Origin of the sequence: Campylobacter sp. MIT 99-7217 (assembly GCF_006864365.1) — a bacterium.
GTDB lineage: Bacteria > Campylobacterota > Campylobacteria > Campylobacterales > Campylobacteraceae > Campylobacter_D.
This window is the reverse complement of the sequence record NZ_QHLJ01000010.1, coordinates 1-11,881: the sequence shown is the minus strand read 5'-3', so window position 1 is coordinate 11,881 and position 11,881 is coordinate 1. Positions and strand designations below refer to the sequence as shown.

Genomic DNA, 11,881 nt, shown 5'->3' with positions numbered 1-11,881 from the left:
CTTTTTAGTATTTTGATTATGAAATTTTATAATTTTACAATAAAAATACTAAATCCCAGCAAAAGCTGGGATAAAATCATTTTGGTGTGCCTGTGTATTTAAATTTCCAACTCACCTTAAAAGGCTCAAACCATTTACCCACACCTGTTTCTTTATCAACATGGCGTCCAAAACCTTGTTTTTCAGGATTTGTGATAAAAAAAGTTACTTCATAATTGCCCACACCAAAGCCACCTGATTTATCTTTTTCCATAGCAATATTTGCACCATAGTGAGGACCATCATCAGCCACCATAGGCATGAAAGTTCCTCTTTTTACCTTACCGGTGTCAAGATTTTTAAGCTCATAAGCTATGGTAAGATAAGGCATCCAAAAACCTTCTGGAAAGCCATTTTTATTTCCTTTTATCGCATGAATATCAGCTTCAAGGTGAATATCAGCCAAAGAAGCAGCCAAATCAATACCGCGTGGCTCCATTTCGATAGGCTGAAGATATACAGCGGCAATTTCTAGTCCATTAAGTTCTTGAGGATCGCCGATAGGAACTTCACCACCAAAGGCATTTACTGAAAATACAGCTGCTGCTGCAACGCTTAATAATGCTTTTTTTAACATTATTGACTCCTTTTTTTAGTGATTTTATGTGTTATAAAAATGCCTGTAACAAGCAAGATTAAAACCAAAGTTTGAGGTATGATTGACTCATAATATGGATAAATTCCAAGCCAATCAATAGGATCAAAGCTTATAGGTATCAAGGTTGGCGAAACCACCTTACCCATGATAAGCTCTCCTACTGCCTTGCCCGTAAAGACAAAGACCATGTAAAAAATGATATATGCAGTGATATAAAAAAATTGTTTTGTTGGGATTTTCAAAGCTCCTGCCTTGAGTAAAAAATAAAGTATAACAATCACCAAACAACCAAGTATAAGTCCTGAAAACACACCCATATAATCCAAACTTGTTTTTGCGTCTATAAAAAGAGCTTGATAAAAAAGCACGGTTTCAGCACCCTCTCTATAAACGGCTAAGAAAACGGTGATCCAAAGCATTCTTGATGAATTTTGAGAAATAGAATCTATGGTCTGTTTTTTGATGAAATTTGCCCATTTTTCATTTCCTGCACGGCTAAGCAACCAAAAGCCAACATAAAAGAGGAAAAATACCGCTACTATCATCGTAACGCCCTCTAGGATCTCTCTATTTTGCCCTGCTGTACTTTTAAAGATCCAAGACACCAAAAAGGCTGTGATAAAACTTAGGATAATCCCTGTAAAAAGAGCAGAGTAAGCTATATTTAAGCTCTTTTTGTTGCCACTTTGTATAAGGTAAGAAACTATGGCAACAACGATAATTAAAGCTTCTAAGCCCTCTCTAAGCAAAATACCAAATGCCCAGATAAAAAGCGAGAATGGTGAAGATTCTTGAATTTTATCCAAAACACCAGATACAAGGCTATTTATGGTATCAAAATTTTTAGAAAGCTCTTCTTTTGGAGCACTTTGCTTGATCAAAGCAAGACCCTGAGTAAAAAAGCCCTCTATCTTAAGCTTTAAAGAGCTATCTACAGCACCGATCTTATACTCCATGCCACTTGCCTCAAAAATATCCAAATAAGCACTTTGCAAGGCATCAATGCTTGCTTGATTAAAACCTTGATAATCATCTAAGATATTATTAAATGCGATTTTAAGATCATCAGCGATCTTTGAATAATCCACATTTGTCGCTGAATTTTCATTAAAGCCCTCCACTTTGATCAAGGCGATTTGTTCTTGTGGAATTTGTAAAAAGGCGTCAAAAATTTGATCCTCAAGCTCTTCTAAAGACGCTCTTAAAGTCTTTTCATCAAATTCGTTATTGTTGATCTTAGTGATCACGCTTCTTATGCCTTGTTGGATTTTTTGATCGCTTCCAGCCTTTGTAAAACCACTCACCGCAACTTCTGCTTTTGAGTTTCTATAATCCTCAAACAAAGCTGAATTTAGCAAATCCTTTGCTTCTTGTAAATTTCCTGCCTTAAAATTACTTGCTGCTTCGTTGAATTTGGTCGAAATATTGTCAATTAAAAATTGAAGCTTAACATCAATGGAAGCTGCACTTTGTAAATTTGCTATAACTTCTTGATCGCTTTTGCTTTGTAAATTTGAGCTTTGTTCGTCTTTTGATGAAGTGTTTAAATTCTCTTCACTTGTATCAGCTATGATCTCGCTAGAACTACTTTGAGAAGTAACTTGTGTCCCCATCATCGAAGCAATTAAGGCTTCTGCTTCTGCTTGTCTTTTTTTCTCAGCCTCTAAAGATGAAAGCTCGGCTGCTTTTTTGTCATAGTTTTCATCGCTTGCCTCAGCCACTAAACGAAAGCCATTTTGCACGATAGGAGCAACCTCATCAAGATCGTAGTTTAAGCCCTCAACCAAGGCTTTAACCTTTTTAAGTTCCACTCCGTCCTTATACATACGACGCAAATTTGTAAATTTTCTTTCCATAGTGATAGCTTTGCGTCCTATGTTGCGACCAACTGCACCTTCCATATTTTCAAAATGTTGAAAATATGCATCTTCGGCTTTCTTTTTTGCCCCTTGTGCATCGCCATTTTCATAAAGCTTTACGCTTTCATTAAGCATATTTTTGATAATCTCAGCCTCAGCTATATAATCATCAACGCGTCCAAAAGCCAAACTGATACAAAATAATAAAACCGCAAATATACTTTTTTTCATTTATCTTTAACCTTTACTTTGATATAAGAAAAAATACTCTAGTGAGGATTATAATCATGCTTTGCTTAATTTTAGATAAAAATTATCAAAATTGAATATAGATGAGAAAAAGCGTATTGACTAGGCGTTCAACACGCTTTTAAAGAGAGGTAAAAATTTTATTCGTTAAATTCGTCATTCATCTTTGAAGTTACTTCGAGCAAATCAAATGCTTCTATGAATTGATCTAAATTTTCATAGTGAAGCACAAATTCCTCAAGCAAAAGCTCCATATCATCTCTACTTAAATCAATATAAGCTGTTCTGTCGTTTGGATTTTCAACCCTAACTACCATTTTTTATCCTTTATGTGAAAATTTAAGTGCAATTATATTCAAATTTATTAATGAAAAGTCTATGAGTGGCATTTTATTTGAAAAAATATAATTTATTTTTATATAAAGGCTTTAAGGATTTAAAATTTGCTTGCATTCTTGCACATATTTTTTTAAATTTCTATCTTTCATTAGCTCGCTTCTCATACAAACACCCTCGATATTTAAATCTTTTAAAAAACAAAGATTTTCAAGCCTTATGCCACCTATGGCATAAATTGGCATTTTAGCCTGTTTGAGTATCTTTTCTAAAAAGCCTATACCACGAGGCATTATATCTTCTTTACAAGAACTTTGAAAAATATGTCCAGCAATAGCATAATTACACTTAAAACGCTCGGCTAAAAAATACTCCTCCTCGCTGTGAATGGAAGTTCCTATGAGATGAAAATACTTCACAAGTCTTGGCTCTTTGCTTAAAATTCCAAGAGGGCAATGAAAAAACCTATGATCAAGCTTCAAAGCAACCTTATCAAAACCATGCAAAATACAAGTAAGATTTTTTTTCTTACAAAGAGCAATCACTTCTTTAGCAAGGTCAAGATATTCAAACTCGCTTAGCTCTCTTTGTCTCAAAATCAAGGCATCAATCTTTGCATTTGCTAGTTTTTCTATATGTTGTAAAAAATCTCCGGCAACCTCATCTTTTTCGCTAATAGCAATGATTTTTTTATCCCACATAAACACTATCACTCATAACAGGTTGTAAATTTGCATTTTTAATCATCTCAAACATCTCTTTTACAGCTCTTGAATCCGAAATTTCAAACTGATCATCGCCTTTTTTCTCTCCAGCTCTTTCGCCAATACCAACAGATACGCCAGCTGAAACCTTTGTTGCTCCAAGTTTAATGATATGATCTCTAAAGCCTGCTCTTTCTCTGCTTGAAACGCTGAGCGTTGCAAAAGGCAAAAAGGCTCTATAAGCACAAATAACTTGCAAAAGTCTTGATTCTGTAACATCTTTAGGATTTATCTTGCGGTTATTGATGATAGGACGAAGTCTTGGTGCTGAGAGTGAAATTTCAGCATGTGGATATTTTTTTTGGATAAAATACGCATGCAAAGCCGTTGCAAGGGCATCTTTTCTAAAATCATCAATACCAAGCAAAGCCCCAAAGCCAACCCCTCTCATACCACCAAGCAAAGCCCTTTCTTGAGCGTCAAAGCGGTAAGGAAAAACCCTTTTTTCTCCATAAACATGAATCTTGGCATATTTCTTTGCGTTATAGGTTTCTTGATACACGGTTACAAAATCGCAACCATTTTCATGAAGTATTTGATACTCATCAACATTCATCACATACACCTCAACACCAACAACCTTAAAATACTGCCTTGCGATCTTGCATGCCTTAGCGATATAAGCAACACTCGCATAATCTCTGCCCTCGCCTGTTAAAAGCAAAATCTCCTCAAGACCTGTCTTAGCAATGGCTTTCATTTCTGCATGAATTTCTTTTTCATCAAGCCTTGCTCTTGCGATTTTATTTCCTTCTTGAAAACCACAATACACGCATTTACTTGCACAATGATTACTCAAATACAAAGGCGTAAAAAGCTGAATATTTTTACCAAAATTTTGTTCTTTTATAAAGGCTGATTTTCTAGCCATTTGCTCTAAAAAAGGCTCAGCACAGCTTGAAAGTAGAGCTTTTAAATTTTCTATACTTAAATTTGAAGCCGTTAAAGCCTTCATCACATCTTCTTTTGTATAAGAGCTTTCATCAAAGCTTTCTACATGCTCTAAAACCTTATTTAAAATTTCGCTTTTAATGATTTGCATATTTTCTTGATATTCAAAAACGCTTTTTTGCATCTTAATCCCTCAAAAATCCAGTCAGCGAAGAAGAAGCCTGTGCAAGATATCTTTGCTCAGCAAGTCCTGCTAAAAAAGCATTTCGTCCTGCTTCAATACCTTGTTTAAAAGCTCTTGCCATAAGAACAACATTATTTGCACTAGCTATGGCTGTATTAGCCATGATAGCACTCACGCCCATTTGCATGGCTCTAGCTGCCTCAGCAGGACTTCCTATACCAGCATCAACAATGATAGGCAAATCAAGCTCATCAAGTAAAATTTGTATAAAAGTCTCAGTTTTTAAGCCCTGATTAGTCCCAATGGGCGATCCTAGTGGCATAATCGCAGCAGCACCTGCATCACGCATAGCCCTTGCTGCATAAAGATCAGGATACATATAAGGTAGTGCTGTAAAGCCATCTTTAACAAGTAGTTCTACAGCCTTAATGGTCTCGTAATTATCAGGCAAAAGGTATTTACTATCTGCAATCACTTCTATTTTGATCAAATCACTTTTGCAAATTTCTCTTGCAAGTCTTGCTATACGCAAAGCTTCTTGTGCATTTCTAGCACCTGAGGTATTTGGTAAAAGAGTAATATTTTTAGGGATAAAATCAAGTATGTTTTCAACACCAGCATTTGCTCTTCTTAAAGCAAGGGTAATGATCTGTGCATTTGCTTCCTCACAGGCTGCACGGATAAGCTCTAGGGAGTATTTTCCAGAGCCAAGTATAAAACGAGAGTTAAATTCGTATTTGCCAATTTTCAATATATCCATGATCAATCCTAAAATGATAAATATGAAATTTATCCTAATTAACTTAAAAAAAACTTTTCGAGTAAAAAATTTTATATTTTTTTCATTAATAATAATTGTTTCTTTAAGGTCCTAGCTTTTAGATCGATTTTTCTTAAAAAACTCCTAAATCAAAGTCTGTTTTAAATTTATACAGCAGTAGCCTTTAGTTATTTGCCTTTGTCATTTTTAGATATTTACATGAGTCTTTCAAGGGCTTCAAAACTTAAATTTATAATATTTAAGTTTTTGCATAAAATTTACTGAGTATGTAAAATCACACAATGATAATGAATTTAAGCCCAGCTCTACTCTTTATCCTCAAAAAGCTCGGCAAATCTTTTATTAGCATAAATTTGCAAATCATGTTGTAAAATTTTATAATTTTGTATAAGCTCTAAGGCTTTTGGAGTAAGTTTTGTTCCTGAAACTTGAGAGCGACCTTGTTTTGCGATGACAAGTTGTTCATCGGCTGCTTTTTGCAAGGCTTGTAAATGTGTCCAAGCCTTTTTATAACTTATACCCATGAGCTTTGAAGCTTGTAAAATACTCCCACTTTCTAGTATAAATTCCAAAAGCTCTGTTTTTCCCTGTCCACAAAGTAGCTCCCCATCTTCATTTTCTATCCAGATCTTCGAACGGATAAAAAGTTTTTTTTTGTTCTTTTTCATATCTTGCCTTTTTTGAGCTTAAAAAAGAGTATGAGTTGCCTCATAAATCCTTCTTGCGATATTTGGTTTATTCATGGTATAAAGATGAATGCCCAAAACATCATTTGTAAGCAAATCAACGATTTGATCAATCGCATAAGCAAGACCGGCATCTTTCATAGCCTCATCATTTTGCTCATATTTGTGTAAGATTTTTGCAAATTTAGTAGGGATTTTCGCCCCGCACATTTGCGTGATCTTAAGCACTTGACGCTTGTTTGTAACAGGCATAACGCCTGCTAAAATGGGCACTTTAATACCTGCTATATCGCATTTTTCTTTAAATTTGTAAAAGTCTTCGTTATCAAAAAAAAGCTGAGTTAAAAGCAGATCCACTCCACAATCAACCTTAAATTTAAGATGACGGATATCTTCTACAAAATCCCTTGCTTCATTGTGTTTTTCAGGATAAGCTGCAGCATAAATTTCAAAGTCTCCTTGCTTTTTGATAAAACTTATTAGATCGCTTGCATATTTGAAATCCCTGCTAATAGGCTTATCAGGCACAATATCCCCTCTTAAAGCAAGGATTTTTTTAAGTCCTTGCTTTTTACACTCATCTAAAATGCTTATAATATCATTTTTATTTAAATGAATGCAAGGAAGATGAACTATACTTGAAGTTTGGTATTTATTTTTTACCAAACTTGCTATATCAAGGGTCTTTTTAGAATTTGCACTGCCTCCTGCTCCAAAGGTAACGCTAATGAAATTAGGACTAAGATCCCTTAGCTCATCAAGGGTTCTTATTATGGTTTGAAAATCTGCGTCCTTTCTTGGAGGAAAGATCTCAAAAGAAAGACTAGCACTCAAAGCTTTTTCCTTATGTTAAGCGTGGCTTCAACCATGTTTTTAAGACTAGCTTCTACCTCTTTTTTCCCCCTTGTTTTAAGCCCACAATCAGGATTTATCCAAATTTGTTCCTTGTCTAATTTAGCTAAGATCTTTTCTATAACCTCTTCAAGTTCTTTTACGCTAGGAACTCTTGGGCTGTGTATATCATAAACTCCGGGCCCTACTTGGGTTTTAAATTCAGCTTCTTTTAAGCTATCAAGTAAGCTTAAATTTGATCTTGAAGCCTCAAAGGAAATCACATCAGCATCCATAGCATCAATTTCTTTGATAATATCGCTAAATTCACTATAACACATATGAGTGTGAATTTGAGTACTAGCCTTTACCCCACTGTGAACTAAATTAAAGGCTGGAATAGCCCATTCTAAATACTCCTTATGCCAATCACTTCTTCTTAAAGGTAGCTTTTCTCTTAAGGCTGCCTCATCAATTTGAATGATCTTTATCCCAGCAGCTTCAAGATCTAACACCTCATCTCTAATAGCCAGAGCAATTTGCAAGGTGCTTTGCTTAAGGCTAATATCCTCTCTTGGAAAGCTCCAATTAAGTATAGTAACAGGGCCTGTTAGCATACCTTTTACAAGTTTAGAACTAAGGCTTTGGGCAAATTTAGACCAAGCCACAGTTATAGGCTTTAAGCGACTAACATCGCCCCAAATCACAGGAGGCTTAACACATCTTGTCCCATAGCTTTGAACCCAGCCATTTTGAGTAAATAAAAAGCCCTCTAAGCTCTCTCCAAAATACTCAACCATATCATTTCGCTCAAACTCACCATGCACAAGCACATCAAGCCCTATTTCTTCTTGGAACTTAATACATTCTTTAATCTTGCTTTGATTAAACTCAGTATAAGCGGAGGCTGAAATTTCAGCCTTTTTAAAGGCAAGCCTTGTGGAGCGAACATCTAAGCTTTGAGGGAAAGAGCCTATAGTAGTACTTGGAAGCAAGGGCAAGTTTAGCTCAGCTTTTTGAAGCTCTCTTCTTTGCTTTAAATTTGGACTTCTTTTAAAATCAGCTTCTTTAAGTTCGCTAATTCTTTTATTTACAGCCTCATTTTTTTTATTTTCTTTTTGCTCAAAAAGCCTTAAATTTGCTTGAAGCAAGGGGTGCTTTTCATCTTTAGCCAAGAAAAGTTCTTTAAGTTCCTTAAGCTCGATTAATTTTTCCTCAGCAAAGGCAAAATGCTCTAAAAAGCCCTTATCAAGCTTGCTTTCATTTTTGATAGTGTAGGGCACATGCAAGAGCGAACAAGAAGTATTTAGCACTATATTTTTAGCATATTTTTCAAGCTCTTTTAATAAATTTAGGCTTTTTTGATAATTATTTTTGTAAATATTCTTGCCATTAACTAGGCCAGCAAATAAAATTTTATCAGCACTAAAGCCTTTTTTAACTAAATTTAAGCTTTCCTTGCCCTCGATAAAATCAAGCCCTAAGCCGTCAAAGTCTAAGATCAACAAATCATCATAAATATCTCTTACATCTCCAAAATAAGTTTGAAGCAAGATCTTAAGATCTGCTTTTTGGCTTAAAATATCCTTATAAAAGCTCTTAAACAAGGCTATATCAGCTATGCTTAAATCATGCACCAAATAAGGCTCATCAAATTGCACCCATTTAACCCCAGCCTTATTAAGCTCAATTAATAAAAATTTATAAGCATTTAAAAGCCTTGCCTTGGCCTCTTCTTTGATGGCCTCGCTTTGAAAATGAATGAGTTTAAAAAGGGTAAAAAAGCCTGTGATAACAACCTTGCTTTCAATGCCAAGCTGTTTTGCTTCTTTGTATTCATTTAAGATCTTTTCAGCATTAAGCTTAATATCCTCTACACTATCACATTCTGGCACTAAATAATGATAATTTGTATTAAACCATTTTTTCATAGCCAAGGCTTTCACATCGCCTTTTTCTCCTTGATAGCCACGAGCCATAGCAAGATAAGTTTCAAAGCTGTCTAAATTTAGCTCCTTGTATCTTTTTGCGATGATTCCAAGAGCATAAGCTGTATCAAGCACAGTGTCATAAAAGGAAAAATCATTTGAGGAAATAAAATCTATACCAGCTTCTTTTTGACTTAACCAATGCCTTTTTCTAAGCTCTTTAGCCATTTGAAAAAGCTCTTCTTTTGAAAGCTCTTTTTTTAAATACTTTTCAAGAGCAAATTTAAGCTCTCTTAAAGCCCCTATTCTTGGATATGATATAACTGCATTTTGCATTTTTTTCTCCTTAATTTAAATTAAAAAACGGGGATAACCCCACCATCAAAATTAGAATTGATATATTCTTTAGCCTCTTTGCTTGTTAAAGCCTTAATTAAAGCCTTTGTTTTTACACTTTGCTCCTTTCCTCTTTTTACCACTAAGATATTAGCATAAAGAGAATATTTACTTTCTAAAAACAAGGCGTCCTTTGTAGGTTTTAAACCGGCCATAATGGCAAAATTTCCATTGATCACAGCATAATCAACATCACTTAAACTCCTTATAAGTTGAGCATCTTTAATCTCAATAAATCTTAAATTTAAAGGATTTTCTATGATATCTAGCGTGGTTGCAAGTTCACTTTTTTTAAGCTTAATTAAACCAGCTTGCTCTAAAATCTGCAATGCCCTACTTTCATTTGTAGGATTATTCGGCAAAGCAAAGCTTGAGTTTTTAGCAGGTTTAAACTCGCCCTTATGCTTGTTTGAATAAACGCCCATAGGCTCTATGTGGATCTTAGCAACACTAACTAAATTTGTTTTATTGCTCTTATTAAACTCGTCTAAATAAGGCTTATGCTGAAAGAAATTAGCATCCAAGTCTCCCTCATCAGTGCTTATATTGGGTCTTATTCCGTCTGTAAATTCAAAGATTTCCAGCCTAAAACCCTCCTTTTGTAAAAGAGGGGCTATAAAGCGTAAAATTTCAGCATGAGGAGTTGGCACAGCTCCTATTTTGATAAGTTCTTCAGCCTTTAAGCCTAAGCTTAAAGATAGGCTTAAAAATAGAATTTTTAAAAATTTACTCATCTTCTATCTCCTAAGCAAAACTAAATTTTTCTATCAAATCACTATGATGAACCTTGGCTACATCAGGGTGGGAACGAATCATTCTTTTAAAATAATTTTGTGCTACATTTCTTAAAAGAGGGTTTTTAGGATCTGTATCAACGCCTTTAGCATCTTTGGCATATTTTTCCTTGAGTTTAAAAATCGGTATATCCTTATCAAGTTGCACGCCCAAAAAATACGCTATGCTAAATCTTTGCTTAGCACTTAAATTTACGCGATGAATGGTAGCTTTAAGATAGCCGTTTGTAGCCATTTCTAGAAATTCCCCTATATTAACCACAAAGGAATTTTTAACAGGAGGGATATCTTGCCAAATTCCGTTAATCAACCCTTGCAAGCCAGCTTCTTCGTGTTGCAAAACAAAGGTTATAAGTCCTCCGTCTTTATGAGCGCCTACTCCTTGAGTGTTATTATCAAAGGCTGCTGGATAGCGAATGATTTTGTAATGTTCATAAGTATTTTGTCCATAAAGCTTATCAAAAGCATCGTCTTCAAGCTCTAAAGCCTTAGAAAAAGCTTTCAAAAGAGTAATTGCAGCTTTATTCGTCTGGGCTTGATAGCTCAAAAAAAGCTCCTTAAGCCTTGGAAATGCTTTTGGATAGAGATTTGATCCCTCAAGTCTCTTGTAAAGTGGGGAATTCAAATCCCATTTTAAAGGCTTTTTATCAGTACCAAGATCAATTTGCTCTCTATAATCCTTACTTCCTGCTGTGTATTCTCCCCCTTCCTTAGAATAACCTCTAAACTGAGGAGATTTAATCATAGCTATTTCTTCTTTTTGTTCAAGTGGTAAGGCAAAAAACTGCTTTGAAAGCTCAAAAAGTTCCTCTATCAAAAGCTCATCAACAAAATGATCAACAAGATAAAATATGCCCAAATTCCTTGAAACCTGACGCAAATCATCAAAAATTTGCTCGTTTTTATTGCTTTGAAGAGCTAAATCAAGCTCTTTAAGACTAAATTTTACTAGGGTATTCATTTTTTCTCCTTTATTAACGATAAAGGATAAGAAAACTTATGTAAAAAAATTTGAGAGATTTGAAGATTTATTTATATCATCACTCCTGCAAGTTTCTTATCCGCCTCAAGCCTTAGAAACTCGCACTGAGCTTAAAAGACTTACACTAACTTTGCATCACAGACATGCTACACATCAGACACATTTGCATCATAAGTCTTTTTCCTTTCTTAAAACAAAATAAATTTCAAGAAGTCTAGCTAAATTTTTCTTAATAATTTCTTAAAACATATTAAAAGCTTTTAAAAAATAAAATCTTTAACCAAAAAAGAAATAATTTTGACAATGCAGTAAATTTCAATCAAAAAATCATTTTTATCTTGACAAAATAGCCTTTATTTTGGCATAATCACAATTTAGTTTTAATTTCGTCTCGTTAGCTCAGCCGGTAGAGCATCTCCCTTTTAAGGAGGTGGCCGTTGGTTCGAATCCAACACGGGACACCATGGTCGCTTAGCTCAGTTGGTAGAGCGCCACCCTTACAAGGTGGATGTCATAAGTTCGAGTCTTATAGCGACCACCATTTAAAGAACGAGGCATTAAAG

10 protein-coding genes, 2 tRNA genes and 1 pseudogene are annotated in these 11,881 nt (G+C 34.8%); 2 read left to right on the top strand and 11 right to left on the bottom strand.

The features are described from left to right. Positions 1 to 76 precede the first annotated feature (76 nt). The 11 genes and pseudogenes from DMB92_RS07865 to DMB92_RS07820 form a co-directional block, all read right to left on the bottom strand. A complete protein-coding gene (locus DMB92_RS07865; protein ID WP_142682510.1) occupies positions 77 to 616 on the bottom strand; it encodes an iron transporter in 540 nt (179 codons plus the stop codon). Beyond that, positions 616 to 2,727, bottom strand: coding sequence for an FTR1 family protein (locus tag DMB92_RS07860; protein WP_142682509.1), 2,112 nt, complete (start codon positions 2,725 to 2,727; stop codon positions 616 to 618). The genes DMB92_RS07865 and DMB92_RS07860 overlap by 1 nt, the downstream gene beginning before the upstream one ends. Positions 2,728 to 2,885: 158 nt before the next feature. After that, a complete protein-coding gene (locus tag DMB92_RS09190) occupies positions 2,886 to 3,062 on the bottom strand; it encodes a hypothetical protein (RefSeq protein ID WP_185900181.1) in 177 nt (58 codons plus the stop codon). Between the two features lie 111 nt (positions 3,063 to 3,173). Then, positions 3,174 to 3,782: a thiamine phosphate synthase gene (locus tag DMB92_RS07855; RefSeq protein WP_142682508.1), complete on the bottom strand. Its 609-nt coding sequence runs from the start codon at positions 3,780 to 3,782 to the stop codon at positions 3,174 to 3,176. Next, positions 3,772 to 4,920 carry a 2-iminoacetate synthase ThiH gene (thiH, locus tag DMB92_RS07850; protein WP_260604785.1) on the bottom strand — a complete coding sequence of 383 codons (1,149 nt, stop codon included), beginning with the start codon at positions 4,918 to 4,920 and terminating at the stop codon, positions 3,772 to 3,774. The genes DMB92_RS07855 and thiH overlap by 11 nt, the downstream gene beginning before the upstream one ends. Before the next feature lies 1 nt (position 4,921). Continuing rightward, on the bottom strand, positions 4,922 to 5,680 hold the full coding sequence (locus DMB92_RS07845; RefSeq protein WP_142682507.1) for a thiazole synthase: 759 nt from the start codon (positions 5,678 to 5,680) through the stop codon (positions 4,922 to 4,924). A gap of 326 nt (positions 5,681 to 6,006) precedes the next feature. Next, positions 6,007 to 6,339, bottom strand: a pseudogene (locus DMB92_RS07840) (winged helix-turn-helix domain-containing protein); the annotation flags it as partial. A gap of 48 nt (positions 6,340 to 6,387) precedes the next feature. Continuing rightward, complete coding sequence (metF, locus tag DMB92_RS07835) at positions 6,388 to 7,221, bottom strand: methylenetetrahydrofolate reductase [NAD(P)H] (RefSeq protein WP_142682505.1); 834 nt, start codon at positions 7,219 to 7,221, stop codon at positions 6,388 to 6,390. Then, on the bottom strand, positions 7,218 to 9,482 hold the full coding sequence (gene metE / locus DMB92_RS07830) for a 5-methyltetrahydropteroyltriglutamate--homocysteine S-methyltransferase (protein WP_142682504.1): 2,265 nt from the start codon (positions 9,480 to 9,482) through the stop codon (positions 7,218 to 7,220). Before metE ends, metF begins: the two co-directional genes overlap by 4 nt. Before the next feature lie 20 nt (positions 9,483 to 9,502). Continuing rightward, a complete protein-coding gene (locus tag DMB92_RS07825; protein WP_142682503.1) occupies positions 9,503 to 10,276 on the bottom strand; it encodes a MetQ/NlpA family ABC transporter substrate-binding protein in 774 nt (257 codons plus the stop codon). A gap of 10 nt (positions 10,277 to 10,286) precedes the next feature. Then, complete coding sequence (locus DMB92_RS07820) at positions 10,287 to 11,297, bottom strand: isopenicillin N synthase family dioxygenase (protein WP_142682502.1); 1,011 nt, start codon at positions 11,295 to 11,297, stop codon at positions 10,287 to 10,289. 409 nt (positions 11,298 to 11,706) lie between these two features. Here DMB92_RS07820 and DMB92_RS07815 point away from each other — a divergent pair. Then, positions 11,707 to 11,782, top strand: a tRNA-Lys gene (locus DMB92_RS07815). A 1-nt stretch (position 11,783) separates the two neighbouring features. Then, positions 11,784 to 11,859, top strand: a tRNA-Val gene (locus DMB92_RS07810). Positions 11,860 to 11,881: the final 22 nt, after the last annotated feature.

Bases quoted from the DNA above. Each gene is read 5' to 3' on its own strand.
- DMB92_RS07865 (WP_142682510.1), bottom strand. From the start codon at position 616: ATGTTAAAAAAAGCATTATTAAGCGTTGCAGCAGCAGCTGTATTTTCA.
- DMB92_RS07860 (WP_142682509.1), bottom strand. From the start codon at position 2,727: ATGAAAAAAAGTATATTTGCGGTTTTATTATTTTGTATCAGTTTGGCT.
- DMB92_RS09190 (WP_185900181.1), bottom strand. From the start codon at position 3,062: ATGGTAGTTAGGGTTGAAAATCCAAACGACAGAACAGCTTATATTGAT.
- DMB92_RS07855 (WP_142682508.1), bottom strand. From the start codon at position 3,782: ATGTGGGATAAAAAAATCATTGCTATTAGCGAAAAAGATGAGGTTGCC.
- thiH (WP_260604785.1), bottom strand. From the start codon at position 4,920: ATGCAAAAAAGCGTTTTTGAATATCAAGAAAATATGCAAATCATTAAA.
- DMB92_RS07845 (WP_142682507.1), bottom strand. From the start codon at position 5,680: ATGGATATATTGAAAATTGGCAAATACGAATTTAACTCTCGTTTTATA.
- metE (WP_142682504.1), bottom strand. From the start codon at position 9,482: ATGCAAAATGCAGTTATATCATATCCAAGAATAGGGGCTTTAAGAGAG.
- DMB92_RS07825 (WP_142682503.1), bottom strand. From the start codon at position 10,276: ATGAGTAAATTTTTAAAAATTCTATTTTTAAGCCTATCTTTAAGCTTA.
- DMB92_RS07820 (WP_142682502.1), bottom strand. From the start codon at position 11,297: ATGAATACCCTAGTAAAATTTAGTCTTAAAGAGCTTGATTTAGCTCTT.